Genomic DNA, 26,440 nt, shown 5'->3' with positions numbered 1-26,440 from the left:
ATGGCCGCTGAGAAGATGTCCATCGCGAAGGCGCTCAACGAGTCGCTGCGCAAGGCTCTCGATACCGACCCCAAGGTCCTCATCATGGGTGAGGACGTCGGGAAGCTCGGCGGGGTCTTCCGCATCACGGACGGGCTCCAGAAGGACTTCGGCGAGGGCCGGGTCATCGACACCCCGCTCGCGGAGTCCGGCATCGTCGGTACGGCGATCGGCCTGGCCCTGAGGGGCTACCGCCCGGTCGTCGAGATCCAGTTCGACGGCTTCGTCTTCCCCGCGTACGACCAGATCGTCACGCAGCTCGCCAAGATGCACGCCCGGGCCCTCGGCAAGATCAAGATGCCGGTCGTCATCCGCATCCCCTACGGCGGTGGCATCGGCGCCGTCGAGCACCACAGCGAGTCGCCCGAGGCCCTGTTCGCGCACGTGGCGGGCCTGAAGGTCGTCTCGCCGTCCAACGCGAGCGACGCCTACTGGATGATGCAGCAGGCCGTCCAGAGTGACGACCCGATCATCTTCTTCGAGCCCAAGCGCCGCTACTGGGACAAGGGGGAGCTCGACACCGAGTCCATCCCCGGCCCGCTCCACAAGGCGGCCGTGGCCCGTGAGGGGTCCGACCTCACGCTCGTCGCCTACGGCCCGATGGTGAAGGTCTGCCTGGAGGCCGCCGCCGCGGCGCAGGAGGAGGGCAAGTCGATCGAGGTCCTGGACCTGCGGTCGATGTCCCCGATCGACTTCGACGCCGTGCAGACCTCGGTCGAGAAGACCGGCCGGCTCGTGGTGGTCCACGAGGCGCCGGTGTTCTACGGATCCGGGGCGGAGATCGCCGCGCGGATCACCGAGCGCTGCTTCTACCACCTCGAAGCGCCCGTGCTGAGGGTCGGCGGTTACCACGCCCCCTACCCGCCGGCCAGGCTCGAGGACGAGTACCTGCCGGGTCTCGACAGGGTGCTCGACGCCGTCGACCGCTCGCTGGCGTACTGAGGAGAGGGCCGTGACGACGATGACCGAAACGTCTGCTCGTTTCCGCGAGTTCAAGATGCCCGATGTGGGCGAGGGGCTGACCGAGGCGGAGATCCTCAAGTGGTTCGTCCAGCCCGGCGACACCGTCACCGACGGCCAGGTCGTGTGCGAGGTCGAGACGGCCAAGGCCGCGGTCGAGCTGCCGATCCCGTTCGACGGGGTGGTGCACGAGCTGCGCTTCCCCGAGGGCACGACCGTCGACGTCGGCGAGGTGATCATCTCGGTGGACGTGGCGCCCGGCAGCGGTGACGCCCCGGCCGCGCCGGAGGCCGCTGCCGAAACCGTTCAGCAGCCCGTGCCGGAAGCCGAACCGGAGGCGCCCAAGGGGCGGCAGCCGGTGCTGGTCGGCTACGGCGTGGCGGAGAGCTCCACCAAGCGCCGTGCCCGCAAGGGCGTCGAGATCCCCGGTCCGGCCGCCGCCGCGATCCAGGCGGAGATGAACGGCCACGGCACGAAGGTCCCGGAGAGCCGCCCGCTCGCCAAGCCGCCGGTGCGCAAGCTGGCGAAGGACCTGGGCATCGACCTCGCCGCGGTCACTCCGACCGGTGAGGGCGGGGTCATCACCCGCGAGGACGTCCACGCGGCTGCCGCGCCGGCTCCCGCCGAGGCCCCCGCTCCGCCCGTCGCCGCTCCGGCTCCCGCGCCCGTCGCCGTGTCCGCGGACCCGGCCGGGCGGGAGACACGCATCCCGGTCAAGGGTGTGCGCAAGGCCATCGCGCAGGCCATGGTCGGTAGCGCCTTCACCGCGCCGCACGTCACCGAGTTCGTCACCGTCGACGTGACGCGGACGATGAAGCTCGTGGCGGAGCTCAAGGAGGACAAGGACATGGCGGGGGTGCGGGTGAACCCACTCCTCGTGATCGCCAAGGCCCTCCTGGTCGCGATCAGGCGCAACCCGGAGGTCAACGCCGCCTGGGACGAGGCCAGCCAGGAGATCGTGCAGAAGCACTACGTCAACCTGGGCATCGCCGCCGCCACCCCGCGCGGTCTGATCGTGCCGAACATCAAGGACGCGCACGACAAGACGCTGCCCCAGCTGGGCGAGGCGCTGGGCGAGCTGGTCGCCACGGCCCGCGAGGGCAGGACCTCCCCGGCCGCGATGGCCGGCGGCACGGTGACCATCACGAACGTCGGCGTCTTCGGCGTCGACACGGGTACGCCGATCCTGAATCCGGGCGAGTCCGCGATCCTGGCGGTCGGGGCGATCAAGCTCCAGCCCTGGGTCCACAAGGGCAAGGTGAAGCCCCGTCAGGTGACGACGCTGGCGCTCTCCTTCGACCACCGGCTGGTCGACGGCGAGCTGGGCTCCAAGGTGCTCGCGGATGTCGCGGCGATCCTGGAGCAGCCGAAGCGCCTGATCACCTGGGCCTAGCGAGGCACGAGGAAGGGGGCCCACCGCGTGATGCGGTGGGCCCCCTTCCGTACGCGCGGCGCCGGGCTACTTCTTGAAGCCGTAGTCCAGGAGCTTCTTGGCGTCGGCGGTCCGGGTGGTCGCCGACGTCGAGGTGAGGACGGTCCCGATGACCGTCTTCCCGCTGCGCGTCGCGGCGAAGACCAGGCAGTACTTGGCCGTCGGGCCGGAGCCGGTCTTCACGCCGATCATGCCGGTGTAGCTGCCCAGCATGGCGTTGGTGTTGGACCACGACATGTAGCGGTAGCCGCCGGTCTTGGTCGTGACCTTCTGCTTCGTCGACTTCGTCTTCACGACCGTGCGGAACGTGGAGTTCTTCATCGCGCTGCTGGCGATCTTCGTCAGGTCGCGCGGCGTCGAGTAGTTCGAGCCGCTGCCGATGCCGTCGAAGGAGTCGAAGTGCGTGTTCTTCAGGCCCAGGCTCTTCGCGTCGGCGTTCATCTTGCCGATGAACGACTTCACCCGGGCCGCGCGCGTGGAGCCGGAGCCGAACTTGTCGGCGAGGGCGTACGCGGCGTCGCAGCCCGACGGCAGCATAAGGCCGTACAGCAGCTGGCGGACCGTGACCTTGTCGCCCACGATGAGCCGGGCCGACGAGGCGGTCTTCGAGACGATGTAGTCGCTGTACGCCTTCTGGATCGTGACCTTGGCGTCGAGGTTGAGGTTCTTCTGCGCCAGCACGACCTTGGCGGTCATTATCTTCGTTGTCGAGCCGGTGGAGCGGCGCGTGTCCGCCGCCTTGCCGTAGAGCGTCTTCGAGGTGCCGTTGTTCATCACGAAGCCGCCCTTGGCGGTGATCGTGGGAGTCGGCGGTGTCGCTGCCTGGGCCGCGGAGGCGAACGCGCTGCCCGCGAGGACGGCACCTGCTGTGAGAGCCACGGTGGCGGCAACAGATGCGCGGTTTATGCCCTTAAGACCGATTTTCAAGTCAAACGCTCCAAATACGCCTGCGTTGCGGCCACATGAGGGTGCCGCTCGATGGTGAGACGCACGAGATGGCCGGATGGATGTACCCCCTGAAAGGTGATTTCGGAACAGCCGGCCGGATCGCGGCCCGTGTCCCGGATCGCGGACGGCGCTGCGAACGTACGCATCTTGTATCTATGCTGTGCGCATGCCTGCTGCACCGTCCGTCTCCCCTCCTACCCGCAGGGGGGAATCCAAGCCCCCGCCCGCGGCCGAGCGCGTCTACACGCACATCAAGGAAGCCGTCCTCGACCGTCGCTACGAGGGCGGCACGCTCCTCACCGAGGGCGATCTCGCCGAGGCCGTCGGAGTGTCCCGGACGCCGGTCCGGGAGGCGCTGCTCCGCCTGGAGGTCGAAGGGCTCATCAAGCTCTACCCGAAGAAGGGCGCCCTCGTCCTCGCGGTCTCCGCCCAGGAGATCTCCGACGTGGTGGAGACCCGGCTGCTCGTCGAGGAGTTCGCCGCGCGCAAGGCCGTGCCCGCGTCGGCACAGCTGATCGCCCGGCTCGAACAGCTCCTGGAGGAGCAGCGGGAGCTCGCCGAGGCGGGCGATCTGGCCGCCGTGTCCGTCAAGGACCGCTGCTTCCACGCCGAGATCGTGAAGAACGCGGGCAACGAGATCCTCTCGCGCCTCTACGACCAGCTCCGCGACCGGCAGCTCCGGATGGGCGTCGCCGTGATGGAGGCGCATCCCGGCAGGATCGCCGCCAACATCACAGAGCACGGTGAGCTGCTGGACGCCATCAGGGCCGGTGACGCCGAGGAGGCCGCACAGGTCGTCCGCCGTCATGTCAGCCGGGTCAAGGTGCTGGTCCGGGGGGATGACCGATGAGCTCGGCCGCCCCCACCCTGTCGCTGCCCGGAGATCCGCCGGGCGGCCGGCGTGCCGCCTGGATCTGGGGCATCGGCGTCGCCGTCTACTTCGTCGCCATCATCTTCCGCACCAGCCTCGGGGTCGCCGGGCTGGACGCCGCCGACCGGTTCGACGTCAACGCCTCCGCCCTGTCGACGTTCTCCATCCTCCAGTTGCTCGTCTACGCCGGTATGCAGATACCCGTGGGCCTGATGGTCGACCGGCTCGGCACCAAGAAGGTCCTCACCCTCGGGGTCGTGCTCTTCACGCTGGGGCAGCTGGGCTTCGCGCTCTCCCCCTCGTACGGCATGGCGCTCGCCTCCCGCGCGCTCCTCGGCTGCGGCGACGCCATGACGTTCATCAGCGTGCTGCGGCTCGGCGCCAGGTGGTTCCCGGCCCGGCGCGGGCCGCTCATCGGGCAGGTGGCCGCGCTCTTCGGGATGGCGGGCAACCTCGTCTCGACGCTCTTCATCGCCCGCGCGCTGCACGGCTTCGGCTGGACCACGACCTTCGTCGGCAGCTCGCTGGCCGGTGTGGTGGTGCTCGTGCTGCTGCTCCTCTTCCTCAAGGACCACCCCGAGGGCCACGAGCCGCCGCCCGCGGAGCACGCCGGAGCGGCGTACGTGCGGAAGCAGATCGCCGCCTCCTGGAGGGAGCCGGGCACCCGTCTGGGCATGTGGGTGCACTTCACCACGCAGTTCCCCGCCATGGTCTTCCTGCTGCTGTGGGGCATGCCGTTCCTGGTCGAGGCACAGGGGCTGAGCCGGGGCACCGCCGGTGAGCTGCTCACCCTGGTGGTGCTCTCCAACATGGTGGTGGGGCTCGTCTACGGGCAGATCATCGCCCGCCACCACGCGGCCCGCGCCCCGCTGGCCCTCGGCACGGTCGCGATGACCGCGCTGCTCTGGGCGACCACGATCTTCTACCCCGGCGACCACGCGCCGATGTGGCTGCTGATCACCCTGTGCGTGGTGCTGGGGTCCTGCGGCCCGGCGTCCATGATCGGCTTCGACTTCGGCCGGCCCGCCAATCCCCCGGAGCGCCAGGGCACCGCTTCCGGGATCGTCAACATGGGCGGCTTCGTCGCCTCGATGACGACCCTCTTCGCGGTCGGGGTCCTGCTCGACGCGACCGGGGACAACTACCGCGTCGCGTTCGCCTCGGTCTTCGTCCTGGAGGCGCTCGGCGTCGTGCAGATCCTGCGGCTGCACGCCGTCGCCACGCACCGCGAACGCGACCACCACGTCGTCAGCCGGGTCGAAGCCGTGCACGTGCCCGCCTGAACGCGCCCCCGCCGGCGGGCCCGCCCGGGTCCGCCGGCGGCCGGGTGCCGCGCTACGGGGTCACGGCGAAGTGGCGCAGGATCTCGGCGCCCAGGTCCTGGTCGCCCTCGATCTTGACCAGGTCCTCCACGGCCTGGGCCCGGACCCTGCCGCAGGCCAGCCGGTAGTACGTCTCCCAGTCCATGGCGAGGGTCGCCGCGGGCCCCAGTGACGGAGCGCCGTCGACCGAGCCACGGCCCTCGCCGTCGACCCTGACCGTGCGCAGGAATTCCAGGGGGCCGTGCACATCGAAGACCACGGCCGAGTTGGGCGGCGCGCCCGCGTCCTTGGCGACGACCTTCGCCAGGCCGACCAGCAGGGTGTCCCGGACGATCAGGGCGCCGGGGGAGTCCAGGTTGCCGGGCTGCCCCAGCGTCGTACGCAGATCCTGCTCGTGCACCCAGACGTCGAAGGCGCGCATGCGCAGCGCCAGTTCCAGCGTCTGCTCGGCGCCGAGGGGCGCCCGCACCATGGTCTCGGGGTCGCGCGACTCGTTGCGCAGCTGGCGCATGCGCCGGATGAGCGTGTAGTCGAGCTCCGAGGTCATCTCGGGCGCCGTGTGGTGGCGCCGTACGTCGACCTGCATCTCCATGTAGCGCTGGTGGTCGTTCTGCACGTGGTAGAGGTCGCGCGGCAGCGTGTGGATCGGACGGGGGTCGCCGAGCTGCTCGCACTCCATGCCGATGACGTGCGAGACGATGTCGCGTATCGACCAGCCCGGGCAGGGCGTCCGGCGGTTCCACTCCCCCTCGGCAAGTGGCTTGACCAGCTCGGCTATCGACTCGACGGAGTGGGTCCAGGCATCGGCATAGGTCTGGAGGCTGGGATGGACGGTCACGGGACCCCTCGTGCGGTTCTGCGGTGCATGGGCTGGAGAGCAGGAGTGCCGGCGGGACGGCCGGCACCGACGGTGCTGTCGGCGGGCTGCGTGGGAGGTTCGCTCGCTAAGTTACGCTGCGAGCAGGCACCCCGGCAGTGCTTTCGTGTGACGATCGTAGGCCCGCGTTGACGGCTTCCATGCCAGGACGGTGGTAGTGTGCACGCCTCTCTCATCCAGATCGCTGTAAACCAGGATGAATCGGCCCATTCCCGTAGAGAGCGCGCGGCTTCACTGGTCGTGGCCCAGCGGGGTGCGGACCTCGTCGTCCTCCCCGAACTCTGGACGGTGGGCGCCTTCGCCTACACCACCTTCGCCGACGAGGCCGAGCCCCTGCAGGGGCCCACGCACGACATCATGGCGAAGGCCGCGGCCGAGGCCGGGGTCTGGCTGCACGCCGGCTCCTTCGTCGAGCGCGCCGAGGACGGCACTCTCTACAACACCTCGCTGGTGTTCTCTCCCGAGGGCGAGCGGGCCGCCTCGTACCGGAAGATCCACCGGTTCGGCTTCGACAAGGGCGAGGCGGTGATGATGGGCGCCGGTGAGGAGCTCGTCACCGTCGCCCTGCCGGAGACCACCCTCGGCCTCGCCACCTGCTACGACCTGCGCTTCCCCGAGCAGTTCCGGGGGCTCGTCGACGCGGGCGCCGAGACCATGGTCGTCTCCGCCGGCTGGCCGGAGCGCCGTCGCTCGCACTGGACGCTGCTGGCGCAGGCCCGGGCCGTGGAGAACCAGGCGTACGTCCTGGCCGTGGGGTCCTCGGGCACCCATGCGAGGGTCCAGCAGGCGGGGCACAGCATCGTCGTCGACCCCTGGGGCGAGGTGCTGGCCGAGGCCGGAGCGGGCGAGGAGGTGCTCACCGTGGAGTTCGACCCCGCGAAGGCGACCACCACCCGGGAGCAGTTCCCGGCGCTCAAGGACCGCCGCCTGGGCATCGCCCCACGGCGCCTGCCCTGAGCCGTACGCCTGCCCTGTTCCCTGCGCCCGTCCCGGCGTGGCCGTCTCCCGGTGCCGTACGTCAGTCTCCGGGCGGCCCGGTTTCACGTGAAACCGGGCCGTGGCGGGCCGGTCGTCAGTCCTCGTCGTGCTCCTTGTCCGCAAGGGCGATCACGCACACCGCCACCGCCACGAGCAGGGGCACATCGGCGTCCTCCCGCACGATGTCGAGGCCATAGGTGTCGCGGACGCTCAGCCACCGACGGGAGACCTGTGCCAGCAGTTCACCGTCGTAGTCGACGGCGAACTCCCGGTCCAGGATCTTGCCGCTGACGTCCAGCTCGGTGCCGTCCACCAGCGTCACCCGGTAGTGGTTGCGCAGGAGCGAGAGCCGCTTCCGCTTGACCTGGGCGAGCTTCTCGCCGCCCCGCTCGATGAGCATGGTGTCGCGCAGGCTGATCAGCTTCTGGCGGATCTCCACCAGCACCCGGCCGTCCGTGTCCTTCAGCTCGAAGGTGTCGCGGAGCCGCATGGCCTTGCCGTCGACGAGGAAGAGCTTGTGCCCGTCCGCGTCCTCGATCCAGTAGTCGTCGCCGATGCCGAGCAGCCGCTCACGTACGAGAAGTCTCATGGATCACAGGTTCCCCGACGCCCTGCCGGAATGCGCGCAGGCCATGGTGCTGTTGACTGGTGTCATGACAGCACGTGCACGTGTCCGCGCCCCCGAACTGATCGGCAAGGGCGGCTGGCTCAATACAGGCGACCGGCAGTACACCCTCGCTGACCTGCGGGGACGCATTGTCATCCTGGACTTCTGGACATTCTGCTGTGTGAACTGTCTGCATGTGCTCGACGAGCTGCGCGAGCTGGAGGAGAAGCACCGGGACACCGTGGTGATCATCGGCGTCCACTCGCCGAAGTTCGTCCACGAGGCGGAGCACCAGGCCGTGGTCGACGCCGTCGAGCGGTACGAGGTGCACCACCCCGTCCTCGACGATCCCGAGCTCGCCACCTGGAAGCAGTACGCCGTCCGCGCCTGGCCCACGCTCGTCGTGGTGGACCCCGAGGGGTACGTCGTCGCCCAGCACGCCGGTGAGGGGCACGCGCACGCCATCGAGAAGCTGGTCGAGGAGCTGGAGGCCGAGCACGGCGCGAAGGGCACCCTGCGCCGCGGTGACGGCCCGTACGTCGCCCCGGAGCCGGTCGCCACGCACCTGCGCTTCCCCGGCAAGGCGCTCGTCCTGCCCGACGGCGGCTTCCTGGTCTCGGACACCACCCGCCACCGTCTGGTCGAGCTGGACGCCGACGGCGAGACCGTGCGGGGCCACTTCGGCACCGGTGAGCGCGGATTCACGGACGGGGGCCCCGACGAGGCGCGGTTCAGCGAACCGCAGGGCCTCGCCGTCCTGCCCGACGGCCGCATCGCCGTCGCCGACACGGTCAACCACGCGATCAGGGCGCTGGACCCCGCGACGGGCGTCACGACGACACTCGCCGGCACCGGCCGCCAGTGGTGGCAGGGCTCCGCCACCAGCGGCCCGGCCACGGAGGTGGACCTGTCGTCGCCGTGGGACATCGCCTGGTTCGACGACCGGCTGTGGATCGCGATGGCCGGGGTGCACCAGCTGTGGACGTACGACCCCGAGCAGGGCACGGTGCGTGTCGCGGCGGGGACGACCAACGAGGGGCTGGTGGACGGGCCCGGCGACGAGGCGTGGTTCGCGCAGCCGTCCGGTCTGGCCGCGGCCGGCGACCGCCTCTGGGTCGCCGACTCGGAGACGTCCTCGCTGCGCTACGTGGACCTGGAGGGCGCCGTGCACACCGCCGTCGGTACCGGGCTCTTCGACTTCGGCCACCGTGACGGCCAGGCCGGGCAGGCGCTGTTCCAGCACCCGCTCGGTGTCACCGCCCTCCCGGACGGCTCCGTCGCCGTCAGCGACACCTACAACCACGCCCTGCGGCGCTTCGACCCGGAGAGCGGCGAGGTCACGACTCTGGCCACCGATCTGAGGGAGCCGAGCGACGCGGTGCTGGTCGACGGCGACCTGGTCGTCGTCGAGTCCGCACGGCACCGGCTGACCCGGCTGCGGCTCCCCGAGGAGGCCGTGCGCGTCGCGGGCCGGGCGCACCGCACCCGGCGGGCGGCCACCGAGGTCGCGGCCGGGACGCTGCGGCTGGACGTGGTCTTCCAGGCGCCGGCCGGGCAGAAGCTCGACACCCGTTACGGCCCCTCGACCCGGCTGCTGGTCTCCTCGACCCCGCCGGAACTCCTGGCCGAGGGTTCCGGGCCGGGTACGGACCTGAGCCGCGACCTGGTTCTCGCCGACGGGTTCACCGAGGGCGTCCTGCACGTTTCCGCGATGGCGGCGTCCTGCGACGACGACCCGGCGAACGAGTACCCGGCCTGCCACGTCCACCAGCAGGACTGGGGCGTGCCCGTCAGCGTCACCGACTCGGGCACGTCCAGGCTCCCCCTGGTGCTGGCCGGGTTGGACGAGCAGGGCTGACCACGCTGAGCGGGGCGGGCCGGAGGCCTGCCCCGCTCAGCACGCGAGAGGCGCCCCGGCGGATGATCCGCCGGGGCGCCTCGCTGCCACGGGAGACGGTGTGCCGATGGCCGGCCCGGGATCGCACCGGTCGGACGGCGGTGACTGCCTGCCCGTCAGGTCACTGGTAGCGGCGCTCGTCCTCCGTGACGACCGTGGTGGTCGGCGGCACGACCATGCGGCGGCGGCGCGCGATGCTCACGTAGACGAAGACCCCGACGAGGCCGACGAGCATCATGATCCAGCCGACCAGGTCGACATTGACGGTATCCATCTCCCAGTCGGTGGCGAACGCCAGAATCGCTCCGGCACCGATCAGGAGAATGCATCCTCCGAGTCCCATGACTTCCGCCTCCTCGACGGCCCGGTGACTCCGGGCCGGTGTACGGATCGCGTACCCGGCCCGGCAACAACCATGTCCGCGGGAGAGGTTGGGACCGTGAGGGTCAGCCGGCGAGGAACGCCGCGAGCGCGTTGGCCAGGAGGTACGGGTCGTCGGCGCCGCACAGCTCGCGTGCGCTGTGCATCGACAGGATCGCGACACCGATGTCGACGGTGCTGATGCCGTGCCGGGCCGCGGTGATCGGGCCGATCGTCGTGCCGCACGGCATCGAGTTGTTGGAGACGAACGTCTGCCAGGGCACGCCCGCCTTCTCACAGGCCGCCGCGAACACCGCGCGGCCGCCGCCGTCGGTGGCGTAGCGCATGTTGACGTTGACCTTGAGGATCGGCCCGCCGTTGGCCACCGGGTGGTGCGTCGGGTCGTGCCGCTCGGCGTAGTTGGGGTGGACGGCGTGGCCGGTGTCCGAGGAGAGGCAGACGGTCCCCGCGAAGGCCCGGGCGCGGTCCTCGTACGAACCGCCGCGGGCGAAGACGGAGCGCTCCAGGACGGTGCCGAGCAGCGGGCCGTCCGCGCCGGTGTCGGACTGGGAGCCGTTCTCCTCGTGGTCGAAGGCGGCCAGCACGGGGATGTACGGGAGCTCCGCGTCCGGCTGGGAGGCGACGGCGGCCAGCGCCGCCGTCGCGGCGTGCACGGAGAGCAGGTTGTCCATGCGCGGCCCGGCCAGCAGCTCGCGGTCCCGGCCGAGGTAGGCGGGCGCCTCGACGGGGTGCGGCATGAGGTCCCAGCCGGTGATCTCCGCGGCGTCGACGCCCGCCTCCTCGGCGACGAAGCGGATGAGGTCGCCCTCCTCGACGTCGCCGAGCCCCCAGATCGGCTGCATGTGCTTCTGGCGGTCGAGCTTGAGCCCGTCGGGGTTGGCGGACCGGTCCAGGTGCACGGCCAGCTGGGGAACCCGCAGCAGCGGCCGGTCGACGTTCACCAGCCGGTGCGTGCCGTCGCGCAGCGAGATGCGGCCGGCCAGGCCGAGGTCCCGGTCCAGCCAGGTGTTCAGGAGCGTCCCGCCGTAGATCTCGACGGCGACCTGGCGCCAGCCGTACGCGCCCGTGTCGGGCAGCGGCTTGACCCGCAGGTTGGGGGAGTCCGTGTGGGCCCCGACGATCCGGAAGGGGGTGTGGGCGCCGGCGCCCTCCGGCACGTACCAGGCCACGATCGCGCCGCCCCGCAGGACGTACTTCCCGCCCGTGGAGCCGTCCCAGGCGTCCGTCTCCTCGACCTGCCGGAATCCGGCCTTCTCCAGCCGCGCGGCCGCTGCGGCCACGGCGTGGTACGGGGAGGGGGCGGCCATCAGGAACGCCATCAGATCGTCGGTGTGCCCGCGGTCGAAGCGGAGGGGAGAGCTCATGTTCTTCACTGTAACGACGGCGGACCGGGACGCTTCACGGTGTACGCCGGCAGCCCGCGGCCGGTGTCCTGAACGCGACGGCGCCGCCACCCGGAGGATCCGGGTGGCGGCGCCGTGGACGGTCGGGCGGGGCGGCGAGGACTAGAACGCGGCCTCGTCCAGCTCCATCAGCGAGTTGTCGACGGTCTCGGCGAGCGCGCGCTCGGCGCCGACGCCGGGCAGGACGTTCGCGGCGAAGAACTTCGCCGCGGCGATCTTGCCCTGGTAGAAGGCGGCGTCCTTGGCGGAGGCGTTGCGCAGCTTCTCGGAGGCCACGACCGCGCCCTTGAGGAGCAGGTAGCCGACGACGACGTCACCGGAGGCCATCAGGAGGCGGGTGGTGTTGAGGCCCACCTTGTAGATGTTCTTGACGTCCTCGCCGGTTGCGGTGAGGTCGGTGATCATCGTGCCGACGATCGCCTCCAGGTCCACCGCCGCCTTGGCGAGGTGGTCCAGCGCGCCGGCCAGCTCCTCGTTGCCCTGGGCGCCCGCGAGGAACTTCTTGATCTCCTCGGAGAGGGTGTTCAGCGAGGCGCCCTGGTCGCGGACGATCTTCCGGAAGAAGAAGTCCTGTCCCTGGATCGCCGTCGTGCCCTCGTACAGGGTGTCGATCTTGGCGTCACGGATGTACTGCTCGACCGGGTACTCCTGGAGGTATCCGGAGCCGCCGAAGGTCTGGAGCGACTGCGCGAGCTGCTCGTAGGACTTCTCGGATCCGTAGCCCTTCACGATCGGGAGGAGCAGGTCGTTCAGGCCGTTGAGCGCCTTGGCGTCCTCGCCCGCGGCTTCCTTCACCTGGATCGCGTCCTGGACGGAGGCGGTGTACAGGACGAGGGAGCGCATGCCCTCGGCGTACGCCTTCTGCGTCATGAGGGAGCGGCGCACGTCGGGGTGGTGCGTGATGGTGACCTTGGGGGCCGTCTTGTCCATGAACTGCGACAGGTCGGTGCCCTGGACGCGCTCCTTGGCGTACTCCAGCGCGTTGAGGTAGCCCGCCGACAGGGCGGCGATGGCCTTCGTGCCGACCATCATGCGGGCGAACTCGATGATGCGGAACATCTGGCGGATGCCGTCGTGCTTGTCACCGATCAGCCAGCCCTTGGCGGGGTGCTGGTCGCCGAAGGTCATCTCGCAGGTGTTCGACGCCTTGAGGCCCATCTTGTGCTCGACGTTCGTCGCGTACACGCCGTTGCGCTCACCGAGCTCGCCGGTGGTCCAGTCGAAGTGGAACTTCGGGACGAGGAAGAGGGAGAGGCCCTTGGTGCCCGGGCCTGCGCCCTCGGGGCGCGCCAGCACGTAGTGGAGGATGTTCTCGGACATGTCGTGCTCGCCCGAGGTGATGAAGCGCTTCACACCCTCGATGTGCCAGGAGCCGTCCTCCTGCTCGACCGCCTTGGTGCGGCCGGCGCCCACGTCCGAACCGGCGTCCGGCTCGGTCAGCACCATCGTCGAGCCCCACTGCTTCTCGACGGCGATCTCGGCGACCTTCTTCTGCGCCTCGTTGCCCTCGTCGAAGAGGATGCCGGCGAAGGCCGGGCCGGAGGAGTACATCCAGACGGCCGGGTTGGAGCCGAGCAGGAGCTCCGCGTAACCCCAGATCAGGGAGCGCGGGGAGGTCGTGCCGCCGATCTCCTCGGGCAGGCCCAGGCGCCAGTACTCGGAGTCCATGAACGCCTGGTAGGACTTCTTGAAGGAGGCCGGGACGGGCGCGGTGTTCGTCTCGGGGTCGAAGACCGGCGGGTTGCGGTCGGCGTCGGCGTACGAGTCGGCCAGCTCGTTCTCCGCGAGGCGGGTGACCTCGTCCAGGATGCTCTTCGCGGTGTCGACGTCCATCTCCGCGAACGGGCCGGTGCCGTACAGCTTGTCGCGCCCGAGGACCTCGAAGAGGTTGAACTCGATGTCGCGGAGATTCGACTTGTAGTGCCCCATGGGAAGGCTCCGTAATCAATAGCAGTGGCGCGCAGCGCCCCGTGGAGGAGTGAGGATCGGGCGACGGACGGCCGGGCGTGGGTATATCACCTGACCCCTACGATGATGCTACCCGTCAGTAATAAGACGCAACCCCTCAAGGCACAGATGTGTCCGATTACTCTTTGCGGCATGTATGGCTACGACCAGAACCAGGGCGCGCAGCAGCAGATGGGCGGCGGCTACGGCGAGCAGCCGTTGTACCCCGAGCCCTCGCCGCCGTCCCTGGCCGACGCGGTACGGGCCTTCACGACCGGTTCGCTCTCCGCGGAGGACTTCCAGCAGATCTTCGCCACGGCGAAGGTCTACTGCCCGCGCGGCGACAACCCCGGCTTCCTCGCCCTCCACAACACCCAGCAGCCGGTGATCCCCATGTTCACCACGCTCAAGGAGCTGCGGAGCTACGCGGGCAAGGAGTCCAAGTACTTCGTGATCACCGGCGCCGAGGTGATCGACCTGCTGCCGACCGGCTACGGCTTCGTCCTGGACATGGAGGGCGACCACCGCATGGTCTTCGACGCCAAGGCGGTGGAGCAGATGGTCGACTTCGCGATGCGCCGTATGTACGGCTGAGCGGCACCCGCCGCACACCGGCAGCCCGAGGGCCCGCACCGGCACGGTGCGGGCCCTCGGTGCTGTCCGGGGGTGCCGGGAATGAATGCCGCCTTGCAGGATGTTCACCGTTCAACTAAATTGGGATCAGAAGACTCCCGGAGGTGGCTCCCATGCCCGCAGTGACCGTCGAAAACCCGCTGACCCTGCCGAAGGTCGCGGCCCAGGCCGAGGCCGTGGCCCGTCCCGTGCTGACCGTCACGACCGCCCCGAGCGGTTTCGAGGGTGAGGGCTTCCCTGTGCGGCGCGCCTTCGCCGGCATCAACTACCGGCACCTCGACCCGTTCATCATGATGGACCAGATGGGTGAGGTGGAGTACGCGGCGGGCGAGCCGAAGGGGACTCCCTGGCACCCGCACCGCGGCTTCGAGACCGTCACCTACATCATCGACGGCAGCTTCATCCACCAGGACAGCAACGGTGGCGGAGGTTCCATCGAGAACGGCGACACCCAGTGGATGACGGCCGGCTCCGGCCTCCTCCACATCGAGACGCCGCCGGAGTCCCTCGTCATGTCCGGCGGCCTCTTCCACGGCCTCCAGCTCTGGGTGAACCTGCCCAAGTCCGACAAGATGATGGCCCCGCGCTACCAGGACATCCGCGGTGGCCAGGTCCAGCTCCTCGCCTCCCCGGACGGCGGCGCGCTGCTCCGCGTCATCGCGGGTGACCTCGACGGTCACGAGGGTCCGGGCATCACGCACACCCCGATCACGATGGTCCACGCCACGGTCCGGCCGGGCGCCGAGGTCACGCTGCCCTGGCGCGAGGAGTTCAACGGCCTCGCCTACGTCCTCGCCGGCCGCGGGAGCGTCGGCGCGGAGCGCCGGCCCGTCCGCACCGGCCAGACCGCGGTCTTCGGCAAGGGGTCCTCGCTGACCGTCCGCGCCGACGAGACGCAGGACGGCAACACGCCGGACCTGGAGGTCGTGCTGCTCGGCGGGCGCCCGATCCGTGAGCCGATGGCGCACTACGGGCCGTTCGTCATGAACACCCAGGACGAGCTCAAGCAGGCCTTCGAGGACTTCCAGGCCGGCCGCCTCGGCAAGGTCCCGGCCGTCCACGGCATGTGACGGGCCCCGCCGGGCGTACGGGTGACGATCCGTCACCCGTACGCCCCTGAGGAAGGGACACCGCTCCGGGCCCGTGATCGGGTGGGAGGGTGCCTACCCGCAAGCCCCTCCTGCCCGACGTCGCGCGGCGGACGGCCGCCTGGTGCGGCGTCCTGCTCCTCGTCGCCGGTGTCGCGGGTGTGGCCGTCTGGCTGTGCGTGGTGCTCAAGACCGCGGTCACCCCGGTCCTGCTGGCGCTGCTCGGTACGGCACTGCTCGGTCCCGTCCACCGCTGGCTGGCCGCCCACAAGGTGAACAGGTCGGTGGCCGCAGGGCTCACCTGCGCCGCGCTGGTCGCGGTGGGCGGCGGCGCCGGCTACATCGTCGTCACCGTGCTCGTCGACACCGGCGGCCAGATCGTGGACTCGTTGAAGGACGCCGCGCAGTGGGTCATCGACCACTTCGAGATCGAGGGCGTCGCCGATGTCGACGATCTGGCGGACAACGCCAAGAACCTCGTCGAGAAGTTCGGGGCGAGCGCCGCCGGCGGACTGCTCACCGGGATCAGCGTCATCGGGTCACTCGTCACCACCGGCGTTCTGGCGCTGCTGCTGACCTTCTTCTTCCTGCGTGACTCCGACCGTGCCGTGGACCTGGCCCACAGCCTCGCGCCGCGCGGCACGGGCGACCTCGTGGAGGCCATGGGGCGCAGGGCCTTCGAGGCCGTCGAGGGGTTCATGCGCGGCACCACCTTCATCGCCCTGATCGACGCGCTGTGCATCACCGTGGGCCTGCTGATCCTCCGGGTGCCGGGGGCGGCGGGCCTGGGGGCGCTGGTCTTCGTCGGCGCCTACATCCCGTACCTCGGGGCCTTCATCTCCGGAGCGGTGGCGGTGCTGGTGGCGCTCGCCGACCGGGGGATCGTGATCGCGCTCTGGGCGCTGGGCGTGGTCGTGGCCGTCCAGGTGCTGGAGGGCCACGTGCTGCAGCCCGCCATCCAGAGCCGTACGGTCCAGATGCACCCCGCCATGATCATGATCTCGCTGACCGCCGGTGCGAGCGTGGCGGGCCTGCTGGGCATGCTGCTGGCGGTACCGGTGTGCGCCGCGGCGTTCGGGGTGATCGGCGAGCTGCGCAAGGAGTACGGGGCCGAGGACGGGGGAGGCGCGGTCACCGAGGGTTCATGAGCGGGCGGTGCCGCCCAGCTCCACCGGTTCCTCCGACTCGTACAGCTCGAACCAGATCGACTTGCCCTCCCCCCGGGGTTCCACCCCCCACGCGTCGGCGAGCATCTCCATCAGCACCAGGCCCCGGCCGCTGGACGCCATCTCGCCCGGCCTCCGCTTGTGCGGCAGCTCGTCGCTGGCGTCGGCCACCTCGACCCGGAGCCGCCGCTCGCCCCGCTCGCCCGTCACCTCCGCCACGAGCAGCGCGTCCCCGTCGGTGTGGACGAGCACGTTGGTGGACATCTCGGAGACCATCAGCTCCGCCGAGTCGACCTGTTCCGCGTCGGCCCAGTCGTGCAGCAGTTCCCGCAGCTGCTGCCGGGCCACCCCGACCCGTTCGGGCTCCGCCTGGGCGATGGTCATCGCCGAACGCCGCCCCGGGGCCCTGCGCGTCCGCGCCCCCTCGCGGCGCAGCACCAGGACCGCGATGTCGTCCTCGCGGCGGTCCACCAGCGGTCCGGTCGTGTAGTGCGAGCCCGGACCGTGCACCGCCTGCACGAGGGCGTCCGCCAGCTCGTCCAGATCCTCGACGGGCTTCTCCAGGACCGGCCTGAGCCTGGTCCACCCGGTGGCCATGTCGTGTCCGCCGGTCTCGATGAGGCCGTCCGTGCACAGCATGATCGTCTCGCCGGACCCCAGGACGACACGGGTCGTCGGGTAGTCGGCGTCCTTGTCGACCCCCAGGGGCAGCCCTCCCGCGGTCTGCCGGATCACCGCGGTGCCGTCGACGCTGATCACCACCGGGTCGGGATGGCCCGCACGGGCGATGTCGAGGGTGCCGTTCTCGGGGTCGGCCTCCGCGTACAGACAGGTCGCGAAGCGTGTGGCGTCGGACCGGTCCTCGCCGTCGGCGAGGTCGTACGTCTCGGTCAGCCCGGACAGGAAGCGTGAGGCGCGCGAGAGCACGGCGTCGGGGCGGTGGCCCTCGGCGGCGTACGCGCGCAGCGCGATCCGCAGCTGGCCCATCAGGCCCGCCGCCCGCACGTCGTGGCCCTGGACGTCACCGATGACGAGGGCGATGCGGCCGTTGGGGAGCGGGATCATGTCGTACCAGTCCCCGCCGACCTGGAGCCCCCCTCCCGTCGGGATGTAGCGCGCCGCCACCTCCAGGCCGGGCACACCGGGGCCGAGGGAGGGCCTCATGGCCTTCTGGAGGCCCACCGACAGCTCGCGCTCGGTCTCGGCGACCCCGGCGCGCGTCAGCGCCTGTGCCAGCATCCTGGCCACGGTCGACAGCACGGAGCGCTCGTCCGGCGAGAAGGCCACGTTGTGCCGGAAGCCGGCCATCCAGGCGCCCATCGTGTGTCCGGACGAGATCAGCGGCAGGAAGGCCCAGGACTGGCGCCCGAACTCCTCCGCGAGGGGCCAGGTGGCCGGGTAGCGCCGCCGGTACTCCTCGGGCGACTCCAGGTAGATCGCCTGGCCGGTCCGGACGACCTCGGCGGCCGGGTAGTCGGTCTCCAGGAGCATGTCGGTGAAGGGCTTCTCGTCGCCGACGTTGTGCCCGTGGTGTCCGATGACCGTCAGGTGCTCGCCCGACACCCCGAAGACGGCGAGTCCGTCCGGTGAGAAGCCCGGCATGGAGAGCGACCCCGCGACCCGCAGCACCTCCTCGGTGGAGCCGGCCTCGGCCAGGGCACGCCCCGCGTCCAGCAGGAACGCCTCGCGGGACCGCCGCCAGTCGCCCGTCAGCGGGGTGTGCGCCGCCGTGGCCTCCGAGGGCTGGGCGACCTCCTGGAGGATGCCCATCAGCACGTACGTATGACGGCCCGGGGTGTCCAGCGGGACCGGCTTGGACCGGGTGCGCACCGTACGCACGACCGTCCCCTGCTCGTCCACGATCCGAATCCTGGCCTCGGCGACCGTGCCCTCGGTGATCGCGAAGTTCACGATGCCGTCGATCTCGTTCCAGTCCGCCTGGTGGAAGCGGGGGCGCACCTCCTCGCCGGGGCGGACCGTGGCCTCGGCGGGCAGTCCCACCAGGCGTGCCGCCTCGGCGTCGAGCGTGACCGTGCCCGAGGAGCTGTCCCAGCTCCACAGACCGGTCCCGATCGCAGCCAGGATCTCCTCGGTGCGCATTGCCCCACTTTAGGAAGATGTTCCTGGCGGTCGCCACCGAGGGGCGGCCGCCCGGCGGCCCCCGGACCCCCCCGCCGGGCGCGTCTCGGACAGCCGTGCGGCGACAATGCCAATGAAGCGGCGGGTCCACGGGCGGTAGCCTGGGGTGTCAATCCACCCCGACCGCGAAGACTGGATGAACGACGATGCATCGGTACAGGTCCCACACCTGCGGCGAGCTCCGCGCCTCTGACGTCGGCACCGACGTCCGGCTGAGCGGCTGGCTGCACAATCGCCGAGACCTGGGTGGCATCCTCTTCATCGATCTGCGCGACCACTACGGTCTGGTGCAGCTCGTCGCGCGCCCCGGTACCCCCGGCAACGACGCCCTGGCGAAGCTGACCAAGGAGACCGTCGTCCGGATCGACGGCAAGGTCTCCGCGCGCGGCGCCGACAACGTCAACCCCGAGCTCTCGACCGGTGAGATCGAGATCGAGGTCACCGAGGTCGAGGTGCTGGGCGAGGCCGCTCCGCTGCCCTTCACGATCAACGCCGAGGACGGCGTCAACGAGGAGCGGCGCCTGGAGTACCGCTTCCTCGACCTGCGCCGCGAGCGCATGCACCGCAACATCATGCTGCGCTCGTCGGTGATCGCCTCCATCCGCTCCAAGATGGTGACCCTCGGCTTCAACGAGATGGCGACCCCGATCCTCGCCGCGACGTCCCCCGAGGGTGCCCGTGACTTCGTGGTCCCGTCCCGTCTGAACCCGGGCAAGTTCTACGCCCTCCCGCAGGCGCCGCAGCAGTTCAAGCAGCTGCTGATGATCTCCGGCTTCGACCGCTACTTCCAGATCGCGCCCTGTTTCCGCGACGAGGACGCGCGCGCCGACCGCTCGCCCGGCGAGTTCTACCAGCTCGACGTCGAGATGTCGTTCGTCGAGCAGGAGGACGTGTTCCAGCCGATCGAGAAGCTCATGACCGAGCTCTTCGAGGAGTACGGCAACGGCCGCCACGTGACCTCGCCGTTCCCGCGCATCCCGTTCCGCGAGTCGATGCTGAAGTACGGCAACGACAAGCCGGACCTGCGGGCCCAGCTGGAGCTCGCCGACATCTCCGACATCTTCGCGGACTCGGAGTTCAAGGCGTTCGCCGGCAAGCACGTCCGTGCCCTGCCGGTGCCGGACACCGCCGGCCAGTCCCGCAAGTTCTTCGACGGCCTCGGCGCGTACGCGGTCGAGCACGGCGCCAAGGGTCTCGCCTGGGTCCGCGTCGGCGAGGACGGCACGCTGGCGGGCCCGATCGCCAAGTTCCTCACCGAGGCCGACATCAAGAGCCTCACCGAGCGGCTGTCCCTCGTCCCCGGCCACGCGGTCTTCTTCGGCGCGGGCGAGTTCGACGAGGTCTCCAAGATCATGTCCGTCGTCCGCGTCGAGGCCGCCAAGCGCGCCGGTCACTTCGAGGAGGGCGTCTTCCGCTTCTGCTGGATCGTCGACTTCCCGATGTACGAGAAGGACGAGGAGACCGGCAAGATCGACTTCTCGCACAACCCGTTCTCCATGCCCCAGGGCGGCATGAAGGACCTGGAGGAGAAGGACCCGCTCGACATCCTGGCGTGGCAGTACGACATCGTCTGCAACGGCATCGAGCTGTCCTCCGGCGCCATCCGTAACCACGAGCCCGAGGTCATGCTGAAGGCCTTCGCGATCGCCGGTTACGAGGCGGAGACCGTCGAGAGGGAGTTCGCGGGCATGCTGCGCGCGTTCCGCCTCGGCGCCCCGCCGCACGGTGGCATCGCCCCGGGCGTCGACCGCATCGTGATGCTGCTGGCCGACGAGCCCAACATCCGCGAGACGATCGCCTTCCCGCTCAACGGCAACGCCCAGGACCTGATGATGGGCGCCCCGAGCGAGCTGGACGAGACCCGCCTGCGGGAGCTGAACATCCAGCTCCGCAAGCCCGTCGCTCCGGCGAAGGAGAAGGCGGAGGCCAAGGACTCCGTGGCGAGGGACACCGGCGCGAAGTAGGCGTCGGCGGTTCCGCTCCGGTTCCACGTGAAACAGTCCCCGGCCCCCGGCCGGGGACTGTTCCGTCTCTCCGTCCGGACCCGCACAGGTACACACAGCCGCCACCCATGTTCCTGCCAGGCGGGCTGCCTAGTCTCCCCGTTCATGACAGACAATCAGGGACCCGCGCACAAGAAGGACATGACCCGGCGACGGGTGATCCTCGCCGGTGGGGCGGTCTTCGCCGCCGCAGGGGTCGGGGCCGGCGTCGTCGCCACCGCGTCGGCCGACGAGGAGACGAGCGCCGCGGCGAAGGGCGGACAGGGCGATGCCTGCTACCGGCTCACCTCGGAGACCACCGAGGGTCCGTACTACATCGACGCCGACAGGATCCGGAAGGACATCACCGAGGACAAGGAGGGCATCCCGCTGACCCTCCGCCTGAAGGTGATCGACTCCGACACCTGCAAACCGCTGAAGAGGGCGGCCGTCGACATCTGGCACTGCGACGCACTGGGGATCTACTCCGGCTACGAGAGCATGAGCCAGGGCGGCCCCGGTGGTGGCACCCCGCCGAGCGGCGCCCCGACGGACATGCCCACGGACGCCCCGACGGGAACGCCCACAGGGACGCCCCCCTCCGGAGGCCCGGGCGGTGGCGGCGGGCACAGCGAACCCACCGACGACGAGCGCTATCTGCGGGGCACACAGCTCACCGACCAGCACGGCTACGTGGAGTTCACGACCGTCTTCCCGGGCTGGTACCAGGGCCGTGCCGTGCACATCCACACCAAGGTGCACGTCGGCGGGAAGATGACCGACGCCGGGTACGAGGGCGGGCACACCTGCCACACGGGCCAGTTCTTCTTCGCCGAGTCCGCGGTTCTCGACTCCGCGAAGGAGGAGCCGTACGCGAGCAGCACCACCACCCGCACGACCCTGACCGAGGACACCATCTACGACCGGAGCGGTGTGACCGGCGGTCTGCTGAAGCTCTCGTACCGCAAGGGCAGGATGGCGCGGGGCGTGACCGGCTCGATCACGATGGGCGTCGACCCCGACGAGACCCACGACGGCACGGACCTCTAGGAACCTTCGCGGGGATCCTTGCGAGGGGTCCGGAGCCGTCACGGCTCCGGACCCTTTTCCTGCGTACGGGTGAGAGGTGCGGAACTCGCCGTACGCGGGTACGCGGACCGGGTACATCCGGATGGCCCCGGTTCGGGTTCGGCGCCGACCGGCCCGGCAAGGACCGGCACCGGAAGTGCTCGCCCGCCCGCCATCGAGGAGTTCCGCACCGTGTCCGTGCCGCGTCGCCCGTATGTCCTTCTCGTCACCCTGTTCCTGCTGGTCATCGGCTGTTCCGCCGGGGCGGTGCAGACCTCCGACCCCTCGGCGCCCGGGGGTGCGGCCGGCCCCGGGGCCTCGTCGGCGCCGCCCCGCGTGGTGGAGCCCTTCGTCGCTCCCGCGGAGATCCCGGCACTCGGCCCGGAGACCCTGGCACAGATCCCGCCCACCGCACGGCAGGCCGTCGTGGTGACCGGGCAGGGGCCCGACTCCAACCGCTCGGCGGTCGCGCTCTACAGCCGCGACGATCCCGCGCGCGGCTGGAGACCCGGGGCCGGACCCTGGCCCGCCCACAACGGGATGGAGGGCTGGACGGACCACCATCTCGCCGACGACCTCCGGTCCCCGGTCGGGGTCTTCGGGCTCACCGACGCGGGCGGCCGGCTGCCCGACCCGGGCGCGCTGCTCCCGTACGACGAGCAGTCCCGCTTCGCGGTGAGCGGCGAGGGCTTCCTGGGGGAGCCCCTCGAAGGCTCCTTCGACTACGTCGTCGCCATCAACTACAACCGCGTCGCGGGCACCAGCCCGCTGGACCGCACCCGGCCGCTCGGCGGGGAGAGGGGCGGCGGCATCTGGATCCACGTCGACCACGGCGGGCCCACACAGGGCTGCGTCTCGCTGACGGAGGGCCGGATGCGGGAGCTCCTGCTCACCCTGGACCCCGCCAAGAACCCCGTGATCGTGATGGGGGACGCGGCGTCGCTGGCCCGCTGAATCCGGAGGGCGGACCCGCGCCGTACGAAGGAGCCCGGCCCCCGATGTAACGGGGGCCGGGCTCCTTCGCGCGCGTACGGTCCGCGGGTGTTACGCGGGCTTCTCCTCCAGGCGCGGGAACAGCACCGCGCCCTTCGTCACCGTCGCGCCGACGGGCAGCTGCCCCCAGCGGCCCGCGTCCTGCACCTGCTGGTCGGCCAGGGCGCCCAGGGACGCCTCGGCGCCGAGGGACTCCCACAGCTTCTGCGAGGTGTCCGGCATCACCGCGTTGAGCAGGACCGCGACACCACGCAGCGACTCGGCCGCCGTGTACAGGATCGTCGCGAGGCGGGCCTGGCCCTCCGGCGACGTGTCCTTGGCGACCTTCCAGGGCTCCTGCTCCGTGATGTAGCCGTTGACCTGCTTCACGAAGTCGAAGACGGCCAGGATGCCGGCCTGGAAGTCGAGCTCCTCGCCGATCTTCAGATCGGCGGTGGCGACGGCCTGTGCCAGGCCCTCCTGGACCGCGCGCTCGGCGTCACCGGGGGCCGTGGCCTCCGGGAGCGCACCGCCGAAGTACTTGCCGACCATGGCGGCGACGCGCGAGGCGAGGTTGCCGTAGTCGTTGGCGAGCTCGGAGGTGTAGCGGGCGCTGAAGTCCTCCCAGGAGAACGAGCCGTCGCTGCCGTACGCGATGGCCCGCAGGAAGTACCAGCGGTACGCGTCCACGCCGAAGTGCGAGGTCAGGTCCTGGGGCTTGATGCCGGTCAGGTTCGACTTCGACATCTTCTCGCCGCCGACCATCAGCCAGCCGTTGGCGACGACCTTGCCGGGCAGGGGCAGGCCCTGCGCCATCAGCATGGCCGGCCAGATGACCGAGTGGAAGCGCAGGATGTCCTTGCCGATCAGGTGCACGTCCGCCGGGAAGGTGGCGTCGAACTTCTCCTGGTTGGCGCCGTAGCCGACGGCCGTCGCGTAGTTGAGCAGCGCGTCGATCCACACGTAGATGACGTGCTTCGGGTCCCACGGGACCGGGACGCCCCAGTCGAAGGTCGAGCGGGAGATCGACAGGTCCTGCAGGCCCTGCTTGACGAAGTTCACGATCTCGTTGCGGGCGGACTCGGGCTGGATGAAGCCCGGGTTGGCCGCGTAGAACTCCATGAGCTTCGGGCCGTACTCGCTCAGCTTGAAGAAGTAGTTCTCCTCCTTGAGGAGCTCCACCGGCTTCTTGTGGATCGGGCACAGCTTCGTGCCGTCCTCGGCCTCGATCAGGTCACCGGGGAGCTTGTACTCCTCGCAGCCCACGCAGTACGGGCCTTCGTACCCGCCCTTGTAGATCTGATCCTTGTCGTACAGGTCCTGCACGAACTCCTGCACACGGTCCGTGTGCCGCTTCTCCGTCGTACGGATGAAGTCGTCGTTCGCGATGTTCAGGTGCTCCCAGAGGGGCTTCCACGCCTCTTCGACGAGCTTGTCGCACCAGGCCTGGGGCGTGACGTCGTTCGCCTCGGCCGTGCGCATGATCTTCTGACCGTGCTCGTCCGTGCCGGTGAGGTACCACACCTTCTCGCCGCGCTGGCGGTGCCAGCGGGTGAGCACGTCGCCTGCGACGGTCGTGTAGGCGTGGCCCAGGTGAGGAGCGTCGTTGACGTAGTAGATGGGGGTCGAGACGTAGTACGCCTTCGCCCCCTGCTTCTCGGATCCAGTGGCCGCCATGGTCGAAATCCTAACGGTCCGTGGGAGATCCACTCACATCGATAAGGGCGGAGCCGGTGGCGACCGGGCTGCGGCGGGCCGGTGTCGCCGTCGACGCCGTGTACAGCGGCGCGGTGAGGGGCGGGACGGGGCAGGGCTCGGGGCTCGGACTGTCGGTCGTCCGTTCCATCGCCGTCGCCCACAGCGGTACGGTCACGGCGGTACCCGGCCCGGAGGGCGGGCTCGCCGTGACCGTACGGCTTCCGGTGGATCAGTCCTCCGTGACGACTCCGCGGGCTGCGGCCCACGCGGGCAGCCCGGCGAGCACCTCCCGGTAGAAGGCCGCGTCGGGCACCTCGCGCGGGGCGGGGCCCGCGTGGAAGAACCCGGCGTTGCCGGCGCCCAGCCTGCGCAGGAAGTCGAAGCCCTTCGCGTCCTCGTCGCCGAAGGCGACGAACTGGAAGAACAGCGGCAGACGGGCCGCGTCCGACAGGGCCTGCTTGGCCGCGACCTTGGCGTCCGGGGCGCCGTCCGTCTGGAAGATCACCAGAGCGGGTCCGGTGGCCCCGGACTTCTCGTAGTGGGTGACGATCTCCTCGACGGCCCGGTGGTAGTTGGTGCGGCCCAGGCGGCCGAGTCCCGCGTGCAGCTCGTCGATCCGGCCCTCGTGGGACGTGAGGTCGATCGCGCCGGTGCCGTCGATGTCGGTCGAGAAGAAGACGACGGGCACGGTGGCGCTCGGGTCCAGCTGCGCGGCGAGCGCCAGGGTGCGGTCCCCCAGGTGCTGGGCGCTGCCGTCCTTGTAGAACGGCCGCATGGAGCCGGACCGGTCGAGCACCAGGTACACGGTGGCGCGCAGTCCGGTCAGGCCGTGGGCCTTGAGCGCGGCCTGTGCGGCCTTGTACGGGGCGACGAGCCCGGGTGCCGCGGCCTTGACCCGGGCGAGGGTGACGGCGGGCACGGCCTTGGCCACGGGCGCGGCGGCGGCGACGGGCTCGGGTGCGGCGACGGGCTCCGTCACGGGGGCGACCGGCTCGGGTGCGGCTACCGGCTCAGGTGTGGCGACCACCGGCGCGGGCTCGACGACCGGCGCGGGTGCCGCGACGGGTGCGGGCTCGACGGCGGCCTCGGGCGCCGCGACCGGCGCCGGCTCGACGACGGCCTCGGGCGCGGCGACGGGCGCGGGCTCGGTGACGGTCTCGGGCGCGGGCTCGACGACGGGTGCGGGCTCGACGACGGCCTCGGGCTCGACGACGGCCTCGGTGACGGGCTGGGCCGTTGCCTCGGCGACCGGCGCGGCGTGAGGCGCCTCGTCGGACTCGTCCGCGGCGGTCGGCCGGGCGGGCGCCTCGGCCTTCGCCTCGGCGGTGGAAGGCTCCTCGGCGGCGGGTGACGCCACGTCGGCTGCGGCGGGTCCGGCCGGTTCGGCGGCGACCTGGGCCTCAGGAGTGGCCTCGACCACGGCCTCCGGCTCCACCGCAGGTGCGGCGAGGGGCGTCTCGGCAGATACGACCACGGGCGTCGCCACGGCCTCCGGCTCCGGCTCCGGGTCCATGTCGATGGTGATCGGTGTCGCGACGACCGGCTCCGCCTCGGCGGCGGTCTCCGCGGGAGCGTCCGGTACGGCGTCCGGGCTGACCGCGGCCGCCTTCGCCTCCGGGGCCGACCCCTGGGCCGGTACCCGCGGCGCGGGCGCGGAGACCGGCGGGGTCGCCGACGTCGCGGCCGCCTTGTCGAAGGCCGCCGCCACCAGGTCCGACGCCTGTCCGCTGTCGTGCTCGGCACCGGCGGACCGGTCCGAGGAGGAGGCCGGGGCCGGTACCGGGACCGGCGCGGGCTCGGCCGCCGACGTGGCGGTCTCCTGCTCCGGCTCCGTGGGCTGGGTGCGCTCGGCCTGGGGCGGGACGGTGGCCGTGGTCGGCTCGTCCTGCTCCGTCCGGCCGAACACCTTGCGCAGCAAGCTCCGAATGCCCATGGGCGAGGCCTTTCGCATGAGTTGGGTGCGATAAATGTCCGTACTGCGGGAATTGATCCCTGGCCAGGGCGGATACGTAAGGTTAGCGGCCGGATCCGG

At 70.7% G+C, this 26,440-nt stretch carries 21 protein-coding genes and 1 pseudogene; 13 read left to right on the top strand and 9 right to left on the bottom strand.

Going from position 1 to position 26,440, the window contains the following annotated elements:
- Both OG488_RS18455 and OG488_RS18450 read left to right on the top strand, forming a co-directional pair.
- Positions 1–981, top strand: a complete 981-nt coding sequence (locus OG488_RS18455; protein WP_329230637.1) for an alpha-ketoacid dehydrogenase subunit beta — start codon at positions 1–3, stop codon at positions 979–981.
- Between the two features lie 10 nt (positions 982–991).
- Complete coding sequence (locus OG488_RS18450; RefSeq protein ID WP_329230635.1) at positions 992–2,392, top strand: dihydrolipoamide acetyltransferase family protein; 1,401 nt, start codon at positions 992–994, stop codon at positions 2,390–2,392.
- A gap of 66 nt (positions 2,393–2,458) precedes the next feature.
- Here the strand turns inward: OG488_RS18450 and OG488_RS18445 are convergent, their stop codons facing one another.
- Positions 2,459–3,358 (bottom strand): D-alanyl-D-alanine carboxypeptidase family protein, encoded by a 900-nt coding sequence (locus tag OG488_RS18445; protein ID WP_329230633.1) that lies wholly within the window; start codon positions 3,356–3,358, stop codon positions 2,459–2,461.
- Positions 3,359–3,545: 187 nt separating this feature from the next.
- Here OG488_RS18445 and OG488_RS18440 point away from each other — a divergent pair, with 187 nt between their 5' ends.
- Both OG488_RS18440 and OG488_RS18435 read left to right on the top strand, forming a co-directional pair.
- On the top strand, positions 3,546–4,229 hold the full coding sequence (locus tag OG488_RS18440; RefSeq protein ID WP_329230632.1) for a GntR family transcriptional regulator: 684 nt from the start codon (positions 3,546–3,548) through the stop codon (positions 4,227–4,229).
- Positions 4,226–5,533, top strand: a complete 1,308-nt coding sequence (locus OG488_RS18435; RefSeq protein ID WP_329230627.1) for an MFS transporter — start codon at positions 4,226–4,228, stop codon at positions 5,531–5,533. Before OG488_RS18440 ends, OG488_RS18435 begins: the two co-directional genes overlap by 4 nt.
- 52 nt (positions 5,534–5,585) lie before the next feature.
- On the opposite strand, the gene OG488_RS18430 is transcribed toward OG488_RS18435, so the two are convergent.
- Positions 5,586–6,410: a maleylpyruvate isomerase family mycothiol-dependent enzyme gene (locus tag OG488_RS18430; RefSeq protein ID WP_329230625.1), complete on the bottom strand. Its 825-nt coding sequence runs from the start codon at positions 6,408–6,410 to the stop codon at positions 5,586–5,588.
- Positions 6,411–6,608: 198 nt separating this feature from the next.
- Here OG488_RS18430 and OG488_RS18425 point away from each other — a divergent pair, with 198 nt between their 5' ends.
- Entirely contained in the window at positions 6,609–7,406 is a 798-nt protein-coding gene (locus OG488_RS18425) for a carbon-nitrogen family hydrolase (protein ID WP_329230623.1), read from the top strand.
- A 115-nt stretch (positions 7,407–7,521) separates the two neighbouring features.
- On the opposite strand, the gene OG488_RS18420 is transcribed toward OG488_RS18425, so the two are convergent.
- A complete protein-coding gene (locus tag OG488_RS18420; protein ID WP_329230622.1) occupies positions 7,522–8,016 on the bottom strand; it encodes an LURP-one-related/scramblase family protein in 495 nt (164 codons plus the stop codon).
- Positions 8,017–8,080: 64 nt separating this feature from the next.
- Here OG488_RS18420 and OG488_RS18415 point away from each other — a divergent pair, with 64 nt between their 5' ends.
- Entirely contained in the window at positions 8,081–9,892 is a 1,812-nt protein-coding gene (locus OG488_RS18415; RefSeq protein ID WP_329230620.1) for an NHL domain-containing thioredoxin family protein, read from the top strand.
- Positions 9,893–10,052: 160 nt separating this feature from the next.
- Here OG488_RS18415 and OG488_RS18410 read toward each other — a convergent pair whose 3' ends face one another.
- The 3 genes from OG488_RS18410 to OG488_RS18400 form a co-directional block, all read right to left on the bottom strand.
- Positions 10,053–10,274 (bottom strand): DUF6458 family protein, encoded by a 222-nt coding sequence (locus OG488_RS18410; RefSeq protein WP_031090542.1) that lies wholly within the window; start codon positions 10,272–10,274, stop codon positions 10,053–10,055.
- A 103-nt stretch (positions 10,275–10,377) separates the two neighbouring features.
- Entirely contained in the window at positions 10,378–11,676 is a 1,299-nt protein-coding gene (locus tag OG488_RS18405) for a M18 family aminopeptidase (protein WP_329230618.1), read from the bottom strand.
- A gap of 141 nt (positions 11,677–11,817) precedes the next feature.
- Complete coding sequence (locus OG488_RS18400; RefSeq protein WP_329230616.1) at positions 11,818–13,644, bottom strand: acyl-CoA dehydrogenase; 1,827 nt, start codon at positions 13,642–13,644, stop codon at positions 11,818–11,820.
- A gap of 171 nt (positions 13,645–13,815) precedes the next feature.
- Between OG488_RS18400 and OG488_RS18395 the strand changes: the two genes are divergently transcribed.
- The 3 genes from OG488_RS18395 to OG488_RS18385 all read left to right on the top strand — a co-directional run bounded on the left by OG488_RS18395 (position 13,816) and on the right by OG488_RS18385 (position 16,531).
- Positions 13,816–14,256 carry an SseB family protein gene (locus OG488_RS18395; protein WP_103760589.1) on the top strand — a complete coding sequence of 147 codons (441 nt, stop codon included), beginning with the start codon at positions 13,816–13,818 and terminating at the stop codon, positions 14,254–14,256.
- Positions 14,257–14,408: 152 nt separating this feature from the next.
- Entirely contained in the window at positions 14,409–15,365 is a 957-nt protein-coding gene (locus tag OG488_RS18390) for a pirin family protein (protein ID WP_329230614.1), read from the top strand.
- Between the two features lie 89 nt (positions 15,366–15,454).
- Entirely contained in the window at positions 15,455–16,531 is a 1,077-nt protein-coding gene (locus tag OG488_RS18385; RefSeq protein WP_329230613.1) for an AI-2E family transporter, read from the top strand.
- Here the strand turns inward: OG488_RS18385 and OG488_RS18380 are convergent.
- The gene (locus OG488_RS18380) at positions 16,526–18,649 is read right to left on the bottom strand and encodes an ATP-binding SpoIIE family protein phosphatase (protein WP_329230611.1); all 2,124 of its coding nucleotides are present in this window, start codon (positions 18,647–18,649) and stop codon (positions 16,526–16,528) included. The two genes, OG488_RS18385 and OG488_RS18380, sit on opposite strands and share 6 nt — an antisense overlap.
- A 185-nt stretch (positions 18,650–18,834) precedes the next feature.
- Here OG488_RS18380 and aspS point away from each other — a divergent pair, with 185 nt between their 5' ends.
- The 3 genes from aspS (at position 18,835) to OG488_RS18365 (ending at position 22,692) form a co-directional block, all read left to right on the top strand.
- Positions 18,835–20,652 carry an aspartate--tRNA ligase gene (aspS, locus tag OG488_RS18375; RefSeq protein ID WP_329230610.1) on the top strand — a complete coding sequence of 606 codons (1,818 nt, stop codon included), beginning with the start codon at positions 18,835–18,837 and terminating at the stop codon, positions 20,650–20,652.
- Positions 20,653–20,796: 144 nt separating this feature from the next.
- Positions 20,797–21,720 carry an intradiol ring-cleavage dioxygenase gene (locus OG488_RS18370; protein WP_329230608.1) on the top strand — a complete coding sequence of 308 codons (924 nt, stop codon included), beginning with the start codon at positions 20,797–20,799 and terminating at the stop codon, positions 21,718–21,720.
- 210 nt (positions 21,721–21,930) lie between these two features.
- A complete protein-coding gene (locus tag OG488_RS18365) occupies positions 21,931–22,692 on the top strand; it encodes a hypothetical protein (RefSeq protein ID WP_329230607.1) in 762 nt (253 codons plus the stop codon).
- 90 nt (positions 22,693–22,782) lie between these two features.
- Here OG488_RS18365 and metG read toward each other — a convergent pair whose 3' ends face one another.
- The gene (gene metG, locus OG488_RS18360) at positions 22,783–24,387 is read right to left on the bottom strand and encodes a methionine--tRNA ligase (protein ID WP_329230605.1); all 1,605 of its coding nucleotides are present in this window, start codon (positions 24,385–24,387) and stop codon (positions 22,783–22,785) included.
- 125 nt (positions 24,388–24,512) lie between these two features.
- Here metG and OG488_RS18355 point away from each other — a divergent pair.
- A pseudogene (locus tag OG488_RS18355) lies at positions 24,513–24,704 on the top strand (ATP-binding protein); the annotation flags it as partial.
- Here the strand turns inward: OG488_RS18355 and OG488_RS18350 are convergent.
- Positions 24,638–26,341, bottom strand: a complete 1,704-nt coding sequence (locus tag OG488_RS18350; protein ID WP_329230603.1) for a VWA domain-containing protein — start codon at positions 26,339–26,341, stop codon at positions 24,638–24,640. The pseudogene OG488_RS18355 and the gene OG488_RS18350 sit on opposite strands and share 67 nt — an antisense overlap.
- Between the last annotated feature and the right edge of the window lie 99 nt (positions 26,342–26,440).

This window comes from Streptomyces sp. NBC_01460, from assembly GCF_036227405.1.
Taxonomy (GTDB): domain Bacteria; phylum Actinomycetota; class Actinomycetes; order Streptomycetales; family Streptomycetaceae; genus Streptomyces.
The sequence above is the reverse complement of the archived record's forward strand: the minus strand, read 5'-3'. Positions and strand labels throughout refer to the sequence as shown.

Bases quoted from the DNA above. Each gene is read 5' to 3' on its own strand.
- OG488_RS18455 (WP_329230637.1), top strand. From the start codon at position 1: ATGGCCGCTGAGAAGATGTCCATCGCGAAGGCGCTCAACGAGTCGCTG.
- OG488_RS18440 (WP_329230632.1), top strand. From the start codon at position 3,546: ATGCCTGCTGCACCGTCCGTCTCCCCTCCTACCCGCAGGGGGGAATCC.
- OG488_RS18435 (WP_329230627.1), top strand. From the start codon at position 4,226: ATGAGCTCGGCCGCCCCCACCCTGTCGCTGCCCGGAGATCCGCCGGGC.
- OG488_RS18420 (WP_329230622.1), bottom strand. From the start codon at position 8,016: ATGAGACTTCTCGTACGTGAGCGGCTGCTCGGCATCGGCGACGACTAC.
- OG488_RS18415 (WP_329230620.1), top strand. From the start codon at position 8,081: ATGACAGCACGTGCACGTGTCCGCGCCCCCGAACTGATCGGCAAGGGC.
- OG488_RS18410 (WP_031090542.1), bottom strand. From the start codon at position 10,274: ATGGGACTCGGAGGATGCATTCTCCTGATCGGTGCCGGAGCGATTCTG.
- OG488_RS18405 (WP_329230618.1), bottom strand. From the start codon at position 11,676: ATGAGCTCTCCCCTCCGCTTCGACCGCGGGCACACCGACGATCTGATG.
- OG488_RS18400 (WP_329230616.1), bottom strand. From the start codon at position 13,644: ATGGGGCACTACAAGTCGAATCTCCGCGACATCGAGTTCAACCTCTTC.
- OG488_RS18395 (WP_103760589.1), top strand. From the start codon at position 13,816: ATGTATGGCTACGACCAGAACCAGGGCGCGCAGCAGCAGATGGGCGGC.
- OG488_RS18390 (WP_329230614.1), top strand. From the start codon at position 14,409: ATGCCCGCAGTGACCGTCGAAAACCCGCTGACCCTGCCGAAGGTCGCG.
- OG488_RS18380 (WP_329230611.1), bottom strand. From the start codon at position 18,649: ATGCGCACCGAGGAGATCCTGGCTGCGATCGGGACCGGTCTGTGGAGC.
- aspS (WP_329230610.1), top strand. From the start codon at position 18,835: ATGCATCGGTACAGGTCCCACACCTGCGGCGAGCTCCGCGCCTCTGAC.
- OG488_RS18370 (WP_329230608.1), top strand. From the start codon at position 20,797: ATGACAGACAATCAGGGACCCGCGCACAAGAAGGACATGACCCGGCGA.
- metG (WP_329230605.1), bottom strand. From the start codon at position 24,387: ATGGCGGCCACTGGATCCGAGAAGCAGGGGGCGAAGGCGTACTACGTC.
- OG488_RS18350 (WP_329230603.1), bottom strand. From the start codon at position 26,341: ATGGGCATTCGGAGCTTGCTGCGCAAGGTGTTCGGCCGGACGGAGCAG.